Origin of the sequence: Nonomuraea jabiensis (genome assembly GCF_014204795.1) — a bacterium.
Classification (GTDB): Bacteria; Actinomycetota; Actinomycetes; order Streptosporangiales; family Streptosporangiaceae; genus Nonomuraea; species Nonomuraea jabiensis.
This window is the reverse complement of record NZ_JACHMB010000001.1, coordinates 2,862,157-2,881,521: the sequence shown is the minus strand read 5'-3', so window position 1 is coordinate 2,881,521 and position 19,365 is coordinate 2,862,157. Positions and strand designations below refer to the sequence as shown.

Here is a 19,365-nt window from a genome sequence, read left to right as displayed (position 1 = left end):
CTTGCACGACGCCGTCGATCCATCCCCAGCGCCAGGTCATGGACTGGTGCACCGATAGGCGGAAGGAGTCTGGGTGTCGCCGTTGGGGCGGCTGGCCTGGAAGCCGAACGTGGTGCTCTGACCGGGCGCGAGCGTGCCGTTGTGAGCGGCGTTCCTGACCGTGACGGTCTGCCCGCTGGCGGTCAGGGTGGCGTTCCAGGAGCCGGTGACGGCGTGCCCGCTGGGCAGCGTGAACGTCACCGTCCAGCCCGTGGTCGTGGCGGTGCCGGTGTTGGTGACCGTGACCGGCTGGATCACGTAGCCGGTGCTCCACTGGGTCTGGGTGGTCGGCGTGGCCGTGCATCCGCCGGTGCTGCCGCCCGGACCGGTGGTGACCGTGACCGTGTTGGACACCGGCGACACGTTGCCCGCCGCGTCGCGGGCGCGTACCTGGTAGCGGTAGGTGGTGGCGGCGGTCAGCCCGCTGTCGGTGAACGAGGCGGTCGCCGCGGTGCCCACCTGCGTGAAGGCGCCGCCGGACGAGCCCGGCGCGCGCAGCACGTCGTAGCCGGTCACGCCGACGTTGTCGGTCGAGGCGGTCCACGCCAGCGTGGTGCCGGTGGAGGTGGTCGCGGAGGCGGCCAGGTTGCCGGGGGCGGTCGGCGGGGTGGTGTCGGTTCCGCTCGTGGCGGGCGGGATGCGGATGATGCGGTCGTCCTGGGCCACGGGTGTGCCGCGGCCGTCCCGGTTGCTGGTCGTCACCCAGAGCCAGCCGTCGGGTCCGAGCGCGACCGCGCGAAGACGACCGTACGTGGACTGGAGCTCGGCCACCGGCGTGCCGGGGGTGCCGCTGCCGCTCAGCGGCACCGTCCAGAGGCGCCGGCCGCCCAGGGCCGCGGCGAAGAGCGTGTTGTTGGCGTACGCGAGCCCGCTCGGCGAGGCCTCGGCGGTCGCCCAGGTGACGATGGGGTTGCGGAAGGAGGAGTTGCCGCAGTTGCCTTCGCAGGTGGGCCAGCCGTAGTTGCCGCCCGCGACGATCTGGTTGATCTCGTCCCAGGTGTTCTGGCCGAATTCGCTGGCGTACATCCTGCCCTGCGAGTCCCAGGCCAGACCCTGCACGTTGCGGTGGCCGTAGCTCCAGACCCGGGATCCCGCGAACGGATTGTCCGAAGGCACCCCACCGGTGGGCGTCATGCGCAGGATCTTGCCGGCGGGGCTATTGAGGTTCTGGGCGTTGCTGGTGTTGCTCGCGTCGCCGGTGCTCAGGTAAAGCATGCCGTCCGGTCCGAAGGCGAGGCGCCCGCCGTCGTGGATGGTGGCGCTCGGGACGCCGGAGAAGATCACCGTCTGCGTCTGAGGCGCGCTCAACTGGAACCTGACCAGCCGGTTGTCCCCGGCGGTGCTGGTGAAGTACGCGTACACCCAGCCATCCCTGACCGCGATGCCAAGCAGGCCGCTCTCACCGGAAGCACTCACCCCGTTCACGGTGGCGACCTGGGTGGGCGTCTGACCGGGCCGTACCTGGAGGATCCGCCCGGTGTTCCGCTCGGAGACCAGCGCACTGCCGTCCGGCAGGAACGCCAACCCCCACGGCACCTGCAGCCCCGTGACGGAGACCTCCGCCCTGGAGAAGTCGAAACCCCCGACCACCTGCGCGCGTGCCTCGGGAGCGGTGACGATGAGGGCGATCAGGGCCAGAATCAGGGCGGGTACGGCACGGGCGCGCATGACGGACTCCTTGACGGGATCACCGTGTGCGGACCCCAGCACCGTAGGCATCGCAACCGCAGGACCTCAATCACCCCAAACCGCCCGCCCCGCCCATCTGCGACAACAGCCACGCGGCAACTGAAACTTTCAACATTCGACACTTGCTTCCGTGACAAAGGGGGAGTCAACACCCCACCCACCTCAACCCACAAAACGCACCACTCAACGCCCGCGGCCACGCCAAACCAAACACCGCCACCCCTTCAAACCCGCCCCTCACCAGCCCTCGCCCACCCGTCGTGGGGGTATCACTCCAGGTGTGGAAATGATCACCAAACGTAGACGGAAATCTGCAAAGATCATTGACCATCTCGGGGGAGAACACGATCATGTCCACGACACGGGGAAGAACCGCGCTGGCCGCGGTGGGGCAAGACCAGCACGATGACACATCGGCGCTGCTGGGGGCGGCTGCTCATCATGGCGGGGAAAAATCCCCCCAGCGTGACGGCGAGACGCCGTTGCGGGACCTGCTCGGCGATCACGTGCTGGACCTGCTGCTGGAACGCTCACGCGACAGCGCGGGCGGGCTGCGGCTGACCGGGCAGGGCTCGATGCTCGGCGAGTTGGTCAAGGCGGTGCTGGAACGCGCGCTGGAGGGCGAGCTGTCGGCGCATCTGGGCTACGGCAAGCACGAGGTGGCCGGCCATGGCAGCGGCAACTCCCGCAACGGCAGGATCGGCAAGACCGTGCAGACGGGGGTGGGGCCGGTGCGGCTGTCCGTGCCCCGCGACCGGGCCGGCACCTTCGAGCCGATGCTGGTGCCCAAACGGGCCGGCCGCGTCTCCGGCGGCCTGGACGACATGATCATCAGCCTGTACGCGCACGGCATGAGCGTGCGCGACATCCAGCACCACCTGCGTCAGATCTACGACACCGAACTGTCGCACGAGGCCATCTCCAACATCACCGACGCCGTACTCGAAGAGGTCCGCGCCTGGCAGGCACGGCCGTTGGATGCCGTCTACCCGGTGGTGTTCCTGGACGCCATCGTGGTCAAGGTCCGCGACAACCACAGCGTCCAGGCCAAACCCGCCTACCTCGCGATCGGTATCGACGCCGACGGCGACAAGCACGTGCTGGGGATCTGGCTGGCCAAGACCCCGCTCGATGCCGCCACCGCCGGCGAGTCGGCCCGTTTTTGGACCTCTGTGATGACCGACCTGCGCAACCGGGGAGTGCGCGACATCCTCATCGCCTGCACCGACGGACTGAACGGCTTCGAAGACGCCATCCACCATGCCTTCCCGCACACCATCGTGCAGGCCTGCGTCGTGCACCTGATCCGCAACGCGCTGCGGCCGGTCGCCCGTCGTGACCGCGCCACGCTGGCCGCCGAGCTCAAGAAGATCTATACGGCGCCCAGTGCGGAAGCCGCCTTCGACGCCCTGGCCGACTTCACCGCCTCCACCTGGGGCCAGAGGTATCCGCAGGCGGCCCGTGTGTTCGAGACCGCCTGGGACCGCTTCACCCCGTTCTTCGCCTTCTCCCCGGCGGTCCGCAAGCTGCTCTACACCACCAATAGCATCGAGTCGCTGAACTACCAGCTGCGCAAGGTCACCAAGGCCCGCGGCCACTTCCCCGGCGACGACGCCGTGGTCAAACTGCTGTGGCTGGCCATCATCAATATCGAGGACAAACGCGCCCGCGAACGCGCCATCACCAAGGAGGAGACCGGAAAGATCAAGAACTCGCCCAGCACCGCCCGCCTGATCGAAGGACAACGCACCATCGGCTGGCGCGAAGCGCTGATCGAACTCGACATCGCCTATCCAGGCCGCATCAGGTAAAGACCGACCTCAGGCCATCAGAAACGTTCTTTACACACCTGAAGTGACAACCTCCCCGTCGTGGAGTTTCGCCCACGCGTCGGGAGCCGTCACGCGGTTGGCATGGGGTTACTGGGAGACGTCGAGTTCTGCGCGCATGCCCGCGGCGTAGTGTCCTGGGAAGTTGCAGATCAGCTCGTACCTTCCGGGCTGCAGCGTCAGGGTGGCCCAGCCCGCGGAGCCGGGCGCGATGCCGCCGCCCTCGCCTGCGCCGCAGTTGTGGGCCGCTTCGCCGACGGAGCCCGTCTCGCTCACTCGGCTGTCGGATACGATCGGCCGCTTTCCGAGGGGCTGGCCCGCTGCGAGTGGCAGTACGACCACCTCGTGGGCCAGGGTGCCCGTGTTGGAGGCGCGGAGAGACACGGCGCCTGGCGGGACCTTGGTCGGCTTCACTGTCAGGCGCATGGGTGCTGCCCCGGCCGCGTCGGTCAGGTCGACGTCTACTACCTTGCCTGGCAGTGGCGGAGGGGTGCATTCTTGGGCGGGTCGCAACCCGGGCGTCTGCCCCACGGCCGTTTGTGTGCCGGTGGACACCTTTCCCGTGACCGTTGGTGTGCCGCCGCCGGCGCCCGTAGACAGCTTCCCCGTGGCCGTTGGCGTGCTGGTGGAGGGCTTCCCTGCGGCCGTTGGCGTGCCGGTTGATAGTTGTCCTGTGGCTGTTGGTGTGCCGGTGGACAGTTGGGCCGTGGCTGTCGGTGTGCCGGTGAATAGGGCGGCTGTTATTGCGACCGTTGCGGTGCCTGCGGACCAGACGTCGTGAGGCCTCATCGGGCTCACCCCCCGAGTGCGCGTGTGCTCACCCGTCTCCCGCGTCGTGGTCGCGCTCGACCGGCGAGCGTCCCCTCTTCCAGAGTACGCGCGGCACAACCAGCAGGGCTGGCGTGAGTCCATCAAGCGCCGCATGGCCTCGCGTGAGTGACGCATCCCCGTGTCCAGGCGTGCTTGATCGCGTCCGCGGCATCGTGTGACAGGGCCGGGAGCGCGGTGGAGGTGATCATCGTGAGGGTCGCCGCCGAGATTGCCGTTACCCTCTTCCATCGGTGGCCCACGCGTCGGCAGCCGTCACGCGCCTGTCGTGGAGTTCTGCCCACGCGTCGGCAGCCATCACGCGCCCGTCGTGGCGTTCCGCCCACGCGTCGGCAGCCATCACCCCGCCCGTCGTGGAATCCCGCTTGCCCGACCCCAGCCGTCACCCGCCCGTCATAGGCCTTCACTTGCCCGTCGCCAGCCTTTGCCCGCCCCTCACCGGCCTGGCTCACCTGCTCACCAGCGCCGCACCAAATCGCAGCGGCTTTGGCCTGTCCGCCTCGCGCTTTGTGACACTGATCACCCCACCCCCTTATGCGGATTTGTCCACAGAACATCGGATACCGCCTCACTAACGTCCTGCCGTGTCCGAAGAGATCCGTAAGACCAACCAGAGGCAGGTCCCCGTGAACACTTTCCAGCAGATCAGCAACGGGCGTATCCAGTGGCGGCGTGCGGTGGCCGGCGCGGCCATCGCGGCGCTGGCCTCCACCGCGGCCCTGGCCGTCACCTCGACACCGGCCAACGCCGCCCCCGCCACGTCCACCAGCGCCAAGGCGGCCAGCACGGCCAAGACGTACTACTTCGCCACAGTCCTTCTCGGCAAGAACGAGGTGCCGGAGGCCGGCAAGAAGGTCAACGACCGGAACGGCCTGGCAGCCGCGAAGTTCCGCATCAAGGGCAACCGCCTCTACTACTTCGTCCAGTGGAAGAAGGTCGCCAAGCCCACCGCCTTCCACATTCACCGGGGCAAGGCCGGCAAGAACGGCCCCGTCGTCATCGACCTACTAGCCAACGGCACCATCCGCGGCAACACCAGCTCCGGCTCCGTCCGCGTCAAGGACACCAGCATCCTCAACGGCATCAAGAAGAACCCGAAGAACTGGTACGCCAACCTGCACACGTCCGAATTCCCCGACGGCGCCGTCCGCGGCCAGCTCCACGGCGCCCACCACTGGTAAACATCCTGAAAGGTACGCATACCAGGGCCGAGCCGCCGCAGCGCGAGCACGCCGGCGCGGCCCCATTCCCATCAGGCGCCAAAGGGCCACCAGGCAGCCAAGATCAGACCAGCGAACGTCATCATCGGCCACGCAGCCCTAACAAACAGACGGCCCAGCACATCGCAAAAACCTCGGCATAGCGGACACCAGCCAACTCAAGCGAGTGGGGACGGCGCCGACATCCTTAAACGCGAGCACCCGTGAACCCCCAACCTTGCGAGCACCCCAAGACCGCAGCACCATCAGCACTGTGAACACCGAGGGACGCGGCGCGCACCGCGAGCGCCGAGCACCATGACCAGGGCGAACGCGATGGTCACCCTGAGCACCGCGAACGCCCTGAGCATAGAGAGCACTCCAAACACCAACAAACGCGACATGCACACAAGCCCCATGAGCACCACGAACGCCGTCCGCACCATGGCACCGCCAACGTCACGGTCCTCGAGACACCGGCGGACGCGCGACCGCAAGCGCCGAGCACCACCGCTGCCCACACCGCCGGCACCCTGAGCGCCAGAAGACCCCAGCACCGCTGAGCACCGGGAACGGCGGCACCGTGAACACCAAGGACGCCACCAGCACCTAACGCACCCACGAACGCCGTCGGCATGGGGACACTGGAACCCCGGCGGGCGCAGCGTGACCGCGAGCGCCGAGCACCTCGGCCACCGCCAACGCCGAGCCCCGCCAACGCCGAGCCCCGCCAACGCCGAGCCCCGCCAACGCCGAGCCCCTGCCAACGCCGAGCCCCTGCCAACGCCGAGCCCCTGCCAACGCCGAGCCCCGCGAGCGCCGAGCCCCGCGAGCGCCGAGCGCCGCGAGCGCCGAGCGCCGCGAGCGCCGAGCGCCGCGAGCGCCGAGCGCCGCGAGCGCCGAGCGCCGCGAGCGCCGAGCGCCGCCAACGCCGTCGTCACCGGGTGCATCGCAACGTCGAAGCACGCCGCCTGCGCAGCGAGCACCGAGGACGCGGTCAGCACCCAGCGCACCACGCGTCGCCATGGGGCGCTCGAACCCCGGCGGGCGCCGCCTGCCCCGCGAACGCCGAGCGCCGCGAACGCCGAGCGCCGCGAACGCCTTCGTCACCGGGTGCATCGCAACGTCGAAGCACGCCGCCTACGCAGCGAGCACCGAGGACGCGGTCAGCACCCAGCGCACCACGCGTCGCCATGGGGCGCTCGAACCCCGGCGGGCGCCGCCTGCCCCGCGGACGCCGAGCCCCGCGGACGTCGAGCCCCGTGAACGTCGAGCGCCGCGAACGCCGTCGTCACCGGGTGCATCGCCAACGCCGCCAACGCCGCCAACGCCGCCAACGCCGCCAACGCCGCCAACGCCGCCAACGCCGCCAACGCCGCCTATCCAGCGAGCACCGCTTGCAAAGCTTGGGCCGCCTGCGCCGCGAGCACCGCTTGACCGCCATGCCGGCGTCGGCGGCGGGGCCATCTGGAGCCGAGCCTCCCTTGAAGGCCGAGAGTGGCCTGAGCCAGAGGTTAAAAGGTGTCCTGTGACCTTTGATCGACATTCCCTGACGCTAGCGATCCGTTCGCTTACTATCTGATGTGCCCGTGCTGAGCCGGATATCGACAGGAGGCGACGAATGGTCGCGGAGTCCGAGACGTCGGTAATGGCACGGTGACGCTGCTCGCGGGCCGTTATCGCCTGCTTTCGCAGCTCGGTCAAGGCGGCATGGGCACCGTCTGGCGGGCGATGGACGAGCTCCTCCGGCAGGAGGTAGCCATCAAGGAGGTCCGGCTCCCGTCGGATCTCGACGAGGCGTCGCGGGCCGAGCTGGCCGAACGCACGCTCCGGGAAGCGCGCGCCGCGGCGACGCTACGCTCCCACCCGTCCATCGTCACCGTGCACGATGTCGTCCTGGACGACGGCCGGCCGTGGATCATCATGGAGCTGGTCCGCGGCCGCTCCCTCGACCGGGTCGTACGCGACGACGGCCCGCTGCCGCCGCATCGCGTGGCGGAGATCGGCATGCAGATGCTCGACGCCCTCGCCGCCGCGCACGCGTCCGGCATCCTGCACCGGGACGTCAAACCCGCCAACGTCTTGCTCACCGACGACGGGCGGGTGCTGCTCACCGACTTCGGCATCGCGACGATCGCCGGGGACACCGGGCTCACGCAGACGGGGATGCTGACCGGCTCGCCCGGCTACATCGCCCCGGAGCGCCTGCGCGGTGAGGCCGACGGCCCGCTCGCCGACCTGTGGTCGCTCGGTGCCACGCTCTTCACGGCTGTGGAGGGCGGCCCGCCGTTCCCCCGCCCGAACGAGGCCGCGGTCCTGGCCGCCGTACTGATGCAGGAGCCCGCCCCCTTCCGGCTGGCCGGTCCGCTGGCACCCGTGCTGGCCGCGATCCTGGAGAAGGACCCGGCACGCCGCTGCTCCCCGGACGAGGTGGCCGGCTGGCTGAGGGCCCTCTCGCGGGGCGAGACCACGAACGTCCCGACCTCGCCACGGACGCGGACAGTGCCGGGCAGCCGCCCGCGTCGGCGTCGCCGCGTCCAGGTCGTCATCGGCGCCCTGCTCGCGGTGGTACTGGTCGTGGCGGCGGGGGTGGTGGTCGTGCCCTACCTGTTCCCGAACGTCATCCGCGTACTCGGCGTCATGCTCGCGCCCCGCGTCAGCTATACCTATTCCCCGCGGCCGACGTTCGGCTTCTCACCAGAAGCCACCCCGGTCATCTCCCGCGACTTCGAGGCGTGCGATCTGCTGACCAGCGCCCAGACGCGCTCCCTGTTCGGCGGTTCGATGAAACGCCAGTTCCTGACCGACGCCGCCTGCTCCTGGTCCAGTGCGGACGCTTCCACCCTGAGCATCATGGCGTACCGCTTGCCGAGCGCCTCCGCGGCCAACCTGACCCATGATCAGATGGTCGAGTACATGAAGGACGAGCCGAAGCGCAACGAGAAGACCAAGATCCGCACGGGACCGAAGGTCGGCGACGAGGCGTTCAGCTACACCCGTCAGGTGCCCGGCTGGCCATGGCGGCTCTACGAGACCAAGATCTCCTTCCGGCTGTCGAACGTCTCAGTGTCCATCACCGTCAGAGCCCGCCGCTCCGGATTCGGCACCGCCGACCGCGCCGCCGAACTCGTCGCCGCAGCCCTCAACAAGTATCGCTGACACCCCACTGAACGAGGCTCCTTTACTCCGCGAATGGCGTCGGCGGCTGCTTCGGCGAGGTCGAAGGTCCGCCCCTTCGCCCCGTACCGGCATGCCGTTGCCCCTCTGCGCCGATAGGCCATTTGGCTTCGCCGACGCACGCTCATGAGCCGGATGGGACTGCAGCAGCGCGGGGCCGGGGAGAACTACATCGCACGCGGTGGGGAAGGCGAGGGCATAGCCGGCTGAGGCGAAGAGGGGCGAAGTCCCGGAGCGGTGCCTGAGACCGCCGCCGCCGCCGTACTCCCGCCGGACGTCACCCGAGGCGCTCAGTTGTGGTCAGGCGTCACGGCGGGTGATTGCCAGGACTGCTGCGGCGAGGAAGATCACGACATAACCGGCGAGGACGGCGGTGGCCCAGGAGGGGGCGAAGGCGCCGGAGTCGGGGACGGCGGCTAACTGCCTCGTCAGTGATGGGATGGTCAGGGAGCCGGTCCAGTCGTTCCAAGGGGCGGGGAGAAAGCGCTCGGTCACGGTCGGGGCCGTCAGTAGGGCGACCAGTGCGATGAGCGCTCCGGGTGTCGAACGCAGAATCGTGGCCAGGCACAGCCCCATCACCGCGGCGACGGCGGAGCCGGCGCCTGTTGACAGTACCTCGGGCAGGGCGGTCGGTTCGGAGAACGAGGCGCCGATCGGGCGTCCGCCCACCACTGCCTGTGCGGTGAAATAGGTGGCGAAGGCCAGCACCTGACCCGCTGCTGCGGCCACGGTGGCCACCACGGCGGCCTTGGCCAGGACGAGGATCCACGGGCGCCGGATCGTGGTCAACGTGAGCCTGATCATGCCAGTGCTGTATTCGCCGGAGATGGCGAGTGCGCCCAGCATGCCGAAGAGCACGGGGGGAATGTCGGCGCTGAAGGTGAGTCCCGTGCCGACGGGTTCGCCGCCGGGACCCTTGGTGTCGAAGTAACGCGAGATCGAGAAGGCGATGAAGCCGGTGAGCGCCACGGCCGAGAGCGTGGAGGCCAGGACGTAGTAGGTGGATCGGAGCGAGCGCAGCTTGAGCCATTCCGATGCGACGACGTTGATCATTGGGTTATCTCCATGAAGGCCTCTTCCAGCGACGCCTGGCGTGGCGTCAATTCGTGGATGGCGCAGCCGTTCACCAGGGCGAGATCTCCTATGGCGGCTGCGGACAAGCCGGTCACCAGCAGCTCTCCTTCGGCCCGGGAGACAGAAGTCGAAGGCGTGCTCGCGCCGGGCGCCTGGGCGCGGCGTACGGTTGCTCCCGCTGCTTCGAGTGCTCCGGTCAAGCGGGTCGCGTGGGGCGATCGGACCGATACGTCGCCTTGGAAGCGGGACAGTAACTCCGCCATCGTGGTGTCCTCGATCAGCTGACCGCGGCCGATGATGATGAGCCGGTCGGCGGTGAGGGACATCTCGGTCATCAGATGGCTCGACAGGAGGACGGTCCGCCCCTCGGCCGCCAGGGATCTCAGCAGCGTCCTGAGCCAGCGGATGCCGTCGGGGTCGAGGCCGTTGACCGGTTCGTCAAGGATGAGCACTCCCGGTTCGCCGAGCAGTGCCGCCGCGATGCCGAGGCGCTGGCGCATCCCGTGGGAGAACCCGGCGATCCGCTTGCGTGCCGCGCCGGCCAGGCCGACCTCCTCGAGAACCTCTACGACTCTGCGGCGCGCGATCCCACCGGCATGCGCCAGCGCCTGGAGGTGATCGAACGCGCTGCGCCCGCCCTGCACCTCGGTGGCATCGAGCATGGCCCCGACCTCACGCATGGGGTCACGGAGGTCGCGTTTGCGGACGCCATTGATCAACGCCCTGCCCGAGGTGGGCTTGTGAAGGCCGAGGATCACTCGCATGGTGGTGGACTTGCCGGCCCCGTTGTGCCCGAGAAATCCCGTGACCTGTCCGGGTTTCACGTCGAACGTCAGCCCCGAGACCGCCCGCGTGGAACCGTACACCTTTGTCAGATCTATGACCTCGATCATTTCCCCACCCGTTGAATCAGCTCGGCCGGGCAGCGCGTGCCCCGCGCGGGCAGCGCCCCCGTTGTCAGATAGGCGAAGACATGCCGCCGCAGGCAGGTGTTGCCGGCCCACGACGCGTGGCCGTCGCCGTGCCACAGGATCTGCGCGGACGGAACCTGCTCCGCCACGTGCTGCTGTCCGAGGTAATTGGTGTTGTTGTCGAGCTCCCCGATCGCGAAGAGGATCGGTGGGACGTCCTTCACGCGCAACGGGTGCGGCGCCCAGGACGCGCCCCCGCTGCGCCCCCAGCACCGCCCGAGCTCGAAGCGCCCCTCGATCCAGCCGAACCTCGGCGCGATCTCACGAAGCCTGGCCTCGATGCCTTGGAACTCCTCGTACGTCGGCAGCTTCGGCATGAAGTCGTTGCACAGGGAATCTTGGCTCACGGAGGAACTGCCCTGCTCCGGCGCCAGTTCGGTGAGAAAGTCGGCGGCGTCGCCGTCGAGGGCCTTTCGGATGGCAGTCGCGAACCGCGGCCAGTACGCCGGGCTGATGCCTTTGATCGCGCCCGCGTACAGCTGTCCCTCATGCACCGTCCTGCCGGCCGACGCCGGCAGTGGCGCGCGGCGCACCCTTGCGACCAGTTCGTCCCATGCCTTGCCTGCATCCCTGCCGTGCAGGGCGCAGTCCGTACGGCGGGCGCACCAGTCACGGAAGCGGGTGAGATGCCGTTCCTGGGTGCGCGCGTAGTTGCGCAACCAGGGCTCGAACTCCTGCTGGGTGTGATCGGCGGTCCCGTCGAAATACATCCGCTCCACCCGCTGCGGGAACAGCTCCAGATAGGCCTGGGCGTAGACGGTCCCGTAAGAGTTGCCCGCGTAGCGGAGCTTCTCCTGGCCGAGTGCCGCGCGCAGCGCGTCCATGTCGTGCGCCACGTTCCATGCCGTCATTCCGTACCACGCCGACCTGGCCGTCTTGCGGCAGCTCGCCTGGTGGGCCGCGTTCTTGGCGGCGTGAGCGTCCCAGTCCTGTTTCGTCCGCGCCAGGACCAATCCGAAGACGGAGGCCCCGGGCTCCTCGCAGCTCACTCTCTTGGCGCTCCCCGGCTCGGACATCCCGCGCGGATCCATGGCGATGATGTCGAACCGGCTCCGCAGCTCCTTGAGCAGGGCCGGCAGCTCCGGCGGAACATCGGGTTCGTTTCTGGGCCTGAGCATCGTCGAGTTGGTGCCCGGGCCTCCGAAATTGATGATCAGCGGCCCCATGCTCCTGCCCGTCGCGGGCAGTCTGGCCACGTGCACCGAGGTCTTGGGGCCGCCCGGATCGGCCCAGTCCACGGGAACGACCAGCTCGGCGCATCGCAGGCCGTCACGACATTCTTTCCAGACGAGGGGGTACGCTTGCGCCGACGCCAGCGCGATGCCGCCGAGCGAGACGGCGAGGCAGGCGGCGAGGCACAGGGCGATGAGTGTGCGTCGATCCATGCGGGAAACGATCCTGCACGGCGGTGGGTGTGCACATCGGAGCCAGATCCGGTCTTGCGGCTCGGACCAGGGTCATACGGAGCGGGCGTAAGAGAGCGGAGTACGACCCTGGTCTGACGGCTCGTGCTCCGATTCGCTCGCGGCCGTTCCTCGATAACGTCGAGCTGTGAACCTGCTCGCCCGGCGGCCTACCCACAGGCTGCTCATCCTGGCCGACGCCGTCGTCGCGGTGCTGCTCGCGCTGGGGGCGACGACGGATCCGGAAGGTCTGGCGGTGAGCACCACGTCGGTGCTGATCTGCTGGCTGCTCATGGTGCCCGTGGCGGTGCGGCGGATCTGGCCGATGCCCGCATACTACGGTGCGCTCCTGCTCGGCCCCCTTCTGCTCACGCTACAGGAGAACCGGCTGATGATGGTCGGTGTGGTGGCCCTGACCATTTACCCCGTGTCGGCCACCCAACCGGTGCGGCGATCGGCGATCGCCCTCGGGCTGGGCCTGCTTGTCACCGGAGGCGCTCTGCTGGCCTCGGTGATGGGCGCGCCGAGAGTGAACGGCTGGCCGGATCCCGTCCCCGTCGTCGGGGTGGCCTGGCTGGTCGTGGGAGCGAGCTGGAGTCTCGGTACGGCGGTGCGCACCCGCCGCGTGTCCGCCGCGCGCGAAGCCAGGATGCAGGCCGAGAAAGCGGTGGTCGACGAGCGCCTGCGGATCGCCCGCGAGCTGCACGACGTCGTCGCCCATTCGCTGAGCATGATCACCGTCAAGGCTGGGGTGGCGGCCAAGGTCCTGGACAAGCACCCGGAGGAAGGGCGTGAGGCGTTACGGGCCATCGAGCAGATCGGGCGCGGCTCGCTCGTGGAGATGCGCCAGTTACTCGGGGCCCTGCGCTCGTCCGACAGCGCGCCCGAGAGCACGCCGCTCCCCGGCCTCGCCGACCTGCCGTCCCTGGCACGCCGCGCGGCGGAGGCCGGTGTGCAGGTCGACCTCTCGGTGAGCGGAGCCGTGCCCGACAGCATGGGTCTGTCCGTCTATCGCATCGTCCAGGAGGCGATCACCAACGTCGTCAGGCACGCCGCTCCCGCCCGTTGCCGGGCCAGCGTGTCGGTCGTCGACGGGTTGCTGAAGATCTCGGTGGTCGACGACGGGCCGGGGCAGCGAGTGCTGCCGGGGAAGGCGGGCGGGCACGGGCTTGCGGGGATGCGGGAACGGGCGACGATGTACGGCGGCGCCTTCGAGGCCGGGCCTCTGCCGGGGGGTGGGTTCGGCGTACAGGCATCATGGGAGATCCCGTGACTTACCTGACTGGCGTCAGCTGCGTGGCACTCCGAGACCCCGGCGCGCCACGTCGGCCCGTGGCCGGCACGCCCCTGCGGTTGGTGTGACCTCGTGGTCGGCGAGGCTCCGTGGCTGGTGGGGCCTTGTGGGCGGTGTGATCCTGCGGTTGGTGTGATCCTGCGGTTGGTGTGACCTCGTGGTTGGTGTGATTCCGTGGTCGGTGTGGCTTCGTGGCTGGTGGGATCTTGTGGTCGGTGTGCGCCGTGGTCGGTGTGATCCCGTGGTTGGTGCGATCCCGTTGTCCACGTGGTCCCTGTGGCTGGCGTGACCTCGTGTTTGGGCTTACTGGCTGGTCGGCGATGTGGTTCGAGGTCGGTGGTCCTGTGCGGCGGGGATGGATGGATGCGGGAGCGGCTGATGTCAAGATCGCGGCCCGGGAGCCGGTATCCGTGGTGTTGAGTGGCGCAGGATGGGAGGCGGAGAGCTGGACAGAGCGTCAGCGGACCTAGTGTCGAGCCTGCTCGTGGTGGGTGTGTTGTGGGGGATCTCTTGATTCGAGTGCTCGTCGCCGACGATCAGGCACTGCTGCGTGGCAGTTTCCGATTGCTGATCGACTCGGAGGACGATCTCGTCGTGGTCGGGGAAGCGGCTGACGGCCATCAGGCGGTGGCGCTCGCGCGGAAAGAGTCCCCTGACGTCGTGCTCATGGACGTCAGGATGCCGGAGATGGACGGCATCGCCGCCACCCAGCAGATCGCCGGGGATACTCGGGTCCTCATTCTGACGACGTTCGACCTCGATGAGTACGTCTACGCGGCGCTGCGCGCGGGCGCCAGCGGGTTCCTGCTCAAGGATGCGCCCCCCGATGATCTCCTGAGGGCGATCCGGGTGGTTGCGTCGGGTGAGACGCTGCTCGCGCCCAGCGTCACCACGCGATTGATCGCGGAGTTCGTACGGCGGCCGGCCCAGCGGGTCTTCCACGGGCTCGACAACCTGACGGATCGGGAGCGAGAGGTGCTCACACTCATCGCTCACGGACTGTCCAACGCCGAGCTCAGCGCCCAGCTCCAGTTGAGCCCCGGGACCGTGAAGACGCACATCGGCCGCCTGCTGGCCAAGCTTCAGGCCCGAGATCGCGCCCAACTCGTCATCGCCGCCTACGAAGCCGGCCTCGTCAAACCGGGTTAGAACGCGCGGCCAGACACGGCTATCGCCGGTGGCAAGGCCAAGGGCTCTCCGATTGCCCTCGTTTGGCCGGGCTTGCGCATGTGTCGCGGGCGGTCATTGTGGGGTGGTGGCGCTGGCGTCTGTTCGGTTGGCCTGAGGTCGGGCTTGTGCATGTGTCAGGTGGTTATCGTCGAGTGGCGGTGCCGGAGGGCTCTTCAGTTGGTCTTGTTGGCAGGGATAGTGCATGTGTGAGGAGCTTGGTGTTCCGGAGGCCGGGGAGGTTCGCGCCTTCCTGGAGCGAGTCGGACGAGGCGGTCCTAAGGCTGGGGCTGCGCCGTCCAGGGCCGGAGCTTCTCGGGGTTGCGTACTGCCCAGATGTGCTTGATCCGGTCGCCCGTGACGTCGAACGCCGCCACCGTCACCGTCACGCCGTCCTGCTGGGCCACCAGACCGGGCTGACCGTTGACCGTACGTTCCAGGATCGTCATGCCGGGTGACATTCCGGCGATGGCGAGGAGGTAGCGGGCGATCTGCTCGCTGCCTTCGATCGGGTGGAGTCCGGCGCTGACGAGGCCGCCGCCGTCGATGACCGCTCTGGCGTCGGGGTCGAGGAGGTCGATGAGGGCTTTGATGTCCTTGGCTTCCCACGCCCGTTTGAAATCACCGACGATGCCGGGCCGGGCCGCCGGAGCCGTGGGAGCCTGTGCGTCGCGAAGACGACGGCGGGCCGAGGAGGCCAGTTGGCGGCACGCCACCGGGGTACGGCCGACGATCTCCGCCACTTCGGCGAAGGAGTAGCGGAAGACGTCGTGCAGGATGAACGCCACGCGCTCGGCCGGGGTCATCGACTCGAGCACGACCAGGAAGGCCATGTTGATCGACTCGTCGAGGGTGATCCGGTCGGCGGGGTCGATCATGGTGCCGCCCGGCCGTGCGCTGATCCACTCCGTACGGTCGGGCAGCGGTTCGGGGATCCACTCGCCCACGTAGCGCTCGCGCCTCTTGCGTGCCGAGCCGAGCACGTCGAGGCAGATGCGCCCGGCCACCTTCGTCAGCCAGGCGCCGGGGGACTCGATGGCCTGCCGCTGCTGCGGGGTCATGGCGTACCAGCGGGCGCAGGCCTCCTGTACGACATCCTCGGCGTCGGCAAGGGAGCCGAGGAGGCGGTAGGCGAGATTGATCAGCTGGCGCCGCTCGCTCATGATCACGTTCAGGCTCGGGTCGGTCCCTGGCTCGGATGGGGTGGTCATGGTGTCGCCTGCTCCTCGCTCGTTTCCGCCTTCACCCGGACAGACGAGACAACACTCCGGAACGTGAGGTCGCCGCACCTCACATTCCCGGAGGTCGTGTCGTCGGACTGCCGAGACACCGGGATCGAGAAGGGAAGCCCCGCCATGTCCACGCCCACGAACCTCAGGTTCTTGCAGATCGCGATCACCCTGCAAACCTTGGCCGTCTTTGTCCAGGCGATCACCGCCGGGCTGCTGTTGTCCTCGCCCGGGGGTGGGGCCCTGCACAGTGCTGGAGCATATGCGACGTTCGTCGTGACGCTGTTGCACCTGGTGGTCGCGATCTTGGTGTGGCGGCCGGGCGGCGGCTCGCCCAGGCCCATCCTGTACGCGGCCGGCTTCTTCGGGGTCACGTCGGCGCAGATAGCGCTGGGCATAGCGCACGTGAAGACCCTGCATGTCCCGTTGGGCGTCCTGATGTTCGGCATGAGCGTCGTTCAGCTCGGCCGGATCTGGGCCGGCCGTCGCGCCCGGGCGGAGGCCACGATGTGACCGTCGCTGCGCCCGGATGGAGGCCGCGACGTGATGGCCGGCGCGACCCGGGCGGTTTTGGAGCGTGTGCTCTGTTATGATGGTGGGCATGCCTCGCCCTCGGGTTCATGATCTCGATCGGTTGCTGGACGTCGCCGAGCAGTTGGTGGCAGATGGCGGCCCGGAGCGGTTCACGGTGCGAGCGCTGGCGACGGCCGCCGGGGTGTCGAACGGGGTGATCTACCACGCGTTCGGGTCGTTGCCCGTACTGCTCGGGCGGCTGTGGCTGAGGGCGGCGGGAGATTTCCTGGATCTCCAGGTCGAGCTGGCCGACGCGGTGCAAGGGGGCGATCGCGAAGCGGCAGTCGAGGCGGTGGCGGCGGTGGCGAGTGCGCCCGCGGTGTTCGCCGACCGCCGGCCCGCCGCCGCCCGGATGCTCGTGGCGGTCCGGCGTGACCAACTGCTCGGTCCCGAGGTGCCGCAGGAGCTGGCCGAGGAGATGTTCGCCCTGGACAAGCGGTTGGTGGCGCTGCTGACCCGGCTGTCGCGGGCGCTGTGGGACCGTGCTGACGGGGCGAGCGTCGAGGTGGTGACGCTGTGCGTGGTCGATCTGCCGACCGCCGTGTTCCGGCGGGCGCTGGCGGGTCCGACCGCGGACGGCCGGCCCGAGATCGGGGCGGACAGCCGCGAACGGCTGAAGGCCGCCGTCCGCGCGGTCCTCGCCCTCCCGCCGCCCCCACCTCCCACGCCGTCCTCGCCCTCCCCGTCGCCCCCACCGGCCGCGCGGCCGGGCCGGTGACTAGCGTTCGTCGGCCGGGTAGTCGGCCGAGCGGCTGACGTCGGCCCATTTCTCGGTTTCTGCGGCACGGAGCTCGGCGGCTTTCTGGGCGGAGGCGACGGCGTCGCTGCCGAGCAGGAGCCGCCGGGGCGGGTCGTCGTGGCCGACGACGTCGATGATGATCCTGGCGGCACGGGCGGGGTCGCCGGGCTGGGTGCCGTCGGTGTCGCGCCGGTAGCGGTGGATGGCGCCCACGGTCTGCTCGTAGTCGGGCCCGACGGGGTGGAGCTCCATGGAGGACCCCTGCCAGTCAGTACGGAACGCGCCCGGCTCCACGATGATGACCTTGACGCCGAAGGGCGCGACCTCACTGGCGAGCACTTCGGAGAACCCTTCGACGGCGAACTTCGCGGTCTGGTAGGCGCCCATCCCGGGAGTGCCGCCGACGCGCCCGCCGATGGAGGAGAACTGTACGAAGACTCCTGATCGCTGGGTGCGCAGGACGGGTAGGGCGGCCCGGGTGACGTTCACCACGCCGAAGAGGTTGGTCTCGATCTGGGCGCGGAAGTCGTCCTCGCCCATCTCCTCGATCGGCGCGCTGTTGCCGTAGCCGGCGTTGTTGACGACCACGTCGAGGCTGCCGAAGGCGTCGATGGCCTCCTTGACCGCCCGGGCGGCTGCGGCGGCGTCGGTGACGTCGAGCGCGACCGCTCGTATCCGGTCGCCGTGGCGGGCCACCAGGTCGTCGAGCTGCTTGGGGCTGCGCGCGGTGGCGATGACCCGGTCGCCTGCTTCGAGGACGGCTTCGGTGAGGTGGCGGCCGAAACCGCGCGACGATCCGGTGATGAGCCATGTCTTGGCCATGGGGTGTCCCTTCGTATAACCGCCTCATCAATGTAGCACTTACAAATCTAAGGTCACCGTTAGTGTTGCTGTTAACAGACCAGGGCCTCGGTGTCGCAAGGTCGGCCACGCGGCCTCACTCCTGGACAACGATAACTGCCTCACTAATGTGACAGTAAGTTGCTTCATGTGCCACGCTGCAGAGGTATCTTTGAGCGGGTGAGAGCAGACGCGACCCGCAACCTCGAACGCGTCCTGAGCACAGGCGCCCGCATGCTCGCCGACGACCCCTCGGCGACCATCGCCGCCATCGCCGCCGCGGCAGGAGTGGACCGCCGTACGGTCTACCGCCGCTTCGCCTCCCGCGAAGACCTCATGGCCGCCGTCTACGGAGCCCGCTATGACGCGGTCGAGAAGGCCATCGAGGCGGCCAGGCTCCGCGAGGCCCCGGTCGAGGTCGCGCTGCACCGTTACGTCGAGGGCATCATCGCCGTCAACCGCAAATGGCCTGTGGAAACGAGCCGCATGCTCCGCGAGGAGACGCTCCGCGAGCGCCGTCGCGGCCTGATCGACGAGGTCGACGCCTTCCTGCGGCGCGCCACGGACGAGGGCCTGCTGCGCTCAGACCTGCCGCCCGGCTGGGTGGCCACGGTCCTGCCGCCGCTGATGGTGCACGCCGCCGAGGACCTGCCCGAGCTGAGCGCCGCACAGGCCGCCGACCTCGTGGTCGACACCCTGCTCCGCGGCGTCGGTCGTGAGTCTCCTCGTACGGTACGGCCGGGCAAGCCCGCCCCGGTACGACCCTAGGCACCGCCTTCATACGGAACGGCGGGCAACGCGCATACAAGCCATAGCCGGCCGGTCGGTGAAGGGTGCAGCGGTGCGGTTGCTACGTGCGCTCCCGTGACGCCGGACAGGACGAGCGTGGCCTCCTCCGGCGAGATGCGCTCGCGCAACGCCGGGAACAACAGCGGCTGCCGATGCACCAGGTCCCGGACCGCTTCGGCCGCCCGCAGCAGTCCCGGACGGTTGCGGCCACGACGAGCTCATCACCCTGGTCCGCGAGAGCGACGGCGAGTTCACGGCCGCGTCCGTCCGGCAATGCTTGGGCCGTCAGCCAGAGGCGTTCGCCCTGCTCCGGTGCCGCGAGAGCAGCCGGCTGCCGACCTTCATGAGCCGGCTGACCCTGCCGACGCCGGAGCGGGACGAGCTGGAAGCCGCCCCGGTCGTGGGCGACGTCTGGCACGACGTGAGCTGACGCAGGGCGGCCCCCAGGGCGCATGTCACCGGCTTGACAGGTGACGCGAAGCTGCGCCAATATCGTCACCAGTTAAACCGGTGACGCACACGGTG

At 69.0% G+C, this 19,365-nt stretch carries 16 protein-coding genes; 9 read left to right on the top strand and 7 right to left on the bottom strand.

Annotated elements, in window-relative coordinates; all coding sequences use genetic code 11:
• Positions 1 to 36: 36 nt before the first annotated feature.
• Positions 37 to 1,707, bottom strand: a complete 1,671-nt coding sequence (locus HD596_RS12545; RefSeq protein WP_185069424.1) for a PQQ-dependent sugar dehydrogenase — start codon at positions 1,705 to 1,707, stop codon at positions 37 to 39.
• A 443-nt stretch (positions 1,708 to 2,150) separates the two neighbouring features.
• On the opposite strand from HD596_RS12545, the gene HD596_RS12540 reads away from it, so the two are divergent.
• The gene (locus HD596_RS12540) at positions 2,151 to 3,539 is read left to right on the top strand and encodes an IS256 family transposase (RefSeq protein WP_446685872.1); all 1,389 of its coding nucleotides are present in this window, start codon (positions 2,151 to 2,153) and stop codon (positions 3,537 to 3,539) included.
• A 108-nt stretch (positions 3,540 to 3,647) separates the two neighbouring features.
• On the opposite strand, the gene HD596_RS12535 is transcribed toward HD596_RS12540, so the two are convergent.
• Positions 3,648 to 3,833: a plastocyanin/azurin family copper-binding protein gene (locus HD596_RS12535; RefSeq protein ID WP_185069423.1), complete on the bottom strand. Its 186-nt coding sequence runs from the start codon at positions 3,831 to 3,833 to the stop codon at positions 3,648 to 3,650.
• Positions 3,834 to 4,969: 1,136 nt separating this feature from the next.
• On the opposite strand from HD596_RS12535, the gene HD596_RS12530 reads away from it, so the two are divergent.
• Entirely contained in the window at positions 4,970 to 5,566 is a 597-nt protein-coding gene (locus HD596_RS12530) for a CHRD domain-containing protein (protein ID WP_185069422.1), read from the top strand.
• A gap of 1,674 nt (positions 5,567 to 7,240) precedes the next feature.
• The gene (locus tag HD596_RS12525) at positions 7,241 to 8,743 is read left to right on the top strand and encodes a serine/threonine-protein kinase (RefSeq protein WP_313043756.1); all 1,503 of its coding nucleotides are present in this window, start codon (positions 7,241 to 7,243) and stop codon (positions 8,741 to 8,743) included.
• Positions 8,744 to 9,061: 318 nt separating this feature from the next.
• On the opposite strand, the gene HD596_RS12520 is transcribed toward HD596_RS12525, so the two are convergent.
• From HD596_RS12520 to HD596_RS12510, 3 genes are read right to left on the bottom strand one after another with little or no spacing between them, the layout of a single operon-like run.
• A complete protein-coding gene (locus tag HD596_RS12520) occupies positions 9,062 to 9,814 on the bottom strand; it encodes a DUF2705 family protein (RefSeq protein WP_185069421.1) in 753 nt (250 codons plus the stop codon).
• Positions 9,811 to 10,728 (bottom strand): ABC transporter ATP-binding protein, encoded by a 918-nt coding sequence (locus HD596_RS12515; RefSeq protein ID WP_185069420.1) that lies wholly within the window; start codon positions 10,726 to 10,728, stop codon positions 9,811 to 9,813. Before HD596_RS12515 ends, HD596_RS12520 begins: the two co-directional genes overlap by 4 nt.
• Positions 10,725 to 12,191, bottom strand: a complete 1,467-nt coding sequence (locus HD596_RS12510) for an alpha/beta fold hydrolase (RefSeq protein WP_185069419.1) — start codon at positions 12,189 to 12,191, stop codon at positions 10,725 to 10,727. Before HD596_RS12510 ends, HD596_RS12515 begins: the two co-directional genes overlap by 4 nt.
• Before the next feature lie 166 nt (positions 12,192 to 12,357).
• On the opposite strand from HD596_RS12510, the gene HD596_RS12505 reads away from it, so the two are divergent.
• Complete coding sequence (locus HD596_RS12505) at positions 12,358 to 13,482, top strand: sensor histidine kinase (RefSeq protein ID WP_185069418.1); 1,125 nt, start codon at positions 12,358 to 12,360, stop codon at positions 13,480 to 13,482.
• 531 nt (positions 13,483 to 14,013) lie between these two features.
• A complete protein-coding gene (locus tag HD596_RS12500; RefSeq protein WP_185069417.1) occupies positions 14,014 to 14,652 on the top strand; it encodes a response regulator in 639 nt (212 codons plus the stop codon).
• 296 nt (positions 14,653 to 14,948) lie between these two features.
• Here the strand turns inward: HD596_RS12500 and sigJ are convergent, their stop codons facing one another.
• Entirely contained in the window at positions 14,949 to 15,881 is a 933-nt protein-coding gene (gene sigJ / locus HD596_RS12495) for an RNA polymerase sigma factor SigJ (RefSeq protein WP_185069416.1), read from the bottom strand.
• Between the two features lie 171 nt (positions 15,882 to 16,052).
• On the opposite strand from sigJ, the gene HD596_RS12490 reads away from it, so the two are divergent.
• Positions 16,053 to 16,412, top strand: coding sequence for a hypothetical protein (locus HD596_RS12490; protein WP_246554393.1), 360 nt, complete (start codon positions 16,053 to 16,055; stop codon positions 16,410 to 16,412).
• A gap of 88 nt (positions 16,413 to 16,500) precedes the next feature.
• Positions 16,501 to 17,190 (top strand): TetR/AcrR family transcriptional regulator, encoded by a 690-nt coding sequence (locus HD596_RS12485; protein WP_185069414.1) that lies wholly within the window; start codon positions 16,501 to 16,503, stop codon positions 17,188 to 17,190.
• On the opposite strand, the gene HD596_RS12480 is transcribed toward HD596_RS12485, so the two are convergent.
• Complete coding sequence (locus tag HD596_RS12480; protein ID WP_185069413.1) at positions 17,191 to 18,033, bottom strand: oxidoreductase; 843 nt, start codon at positions 18,031 to 18,033, stop codon at positions 17,191 to 17,193.
• Positions 18,034 to 18,231: 198 nt separating this feature from the next.
• Here HD596_RS12480 and HD596_RS12475 point away from each other — a divergent pair, with 198 nt between their 5' ends.
• On the top strand, positions 18,232 to 18,819 hold the full coding sequence (locus HD596_RS12475) for a TetR/AcrR family transcriptional regulator (RefSeq protein WP_185069412.1): 588 nt from the start codon (positions 18,232 to 18,234) through the stop codon (positions 18,817 to 18,819).
• A gap of 298 nt (positions 18,820 to 19,117) precedes the next feature.
• On the top strand, positions 19,118 to 19,270 hold the full coding sequence (locus HD596_RS12470) for a hypothetical protein (RefSeq protein WP_185069411.1): 153 nt from the start codon (positions 19,118 to 19,120) through the stop codon (positions 19,268 to 19,270).
• The last annotated feature ends 95 nt before the right edge of the window (positions 19,271 to 19,365 follow it).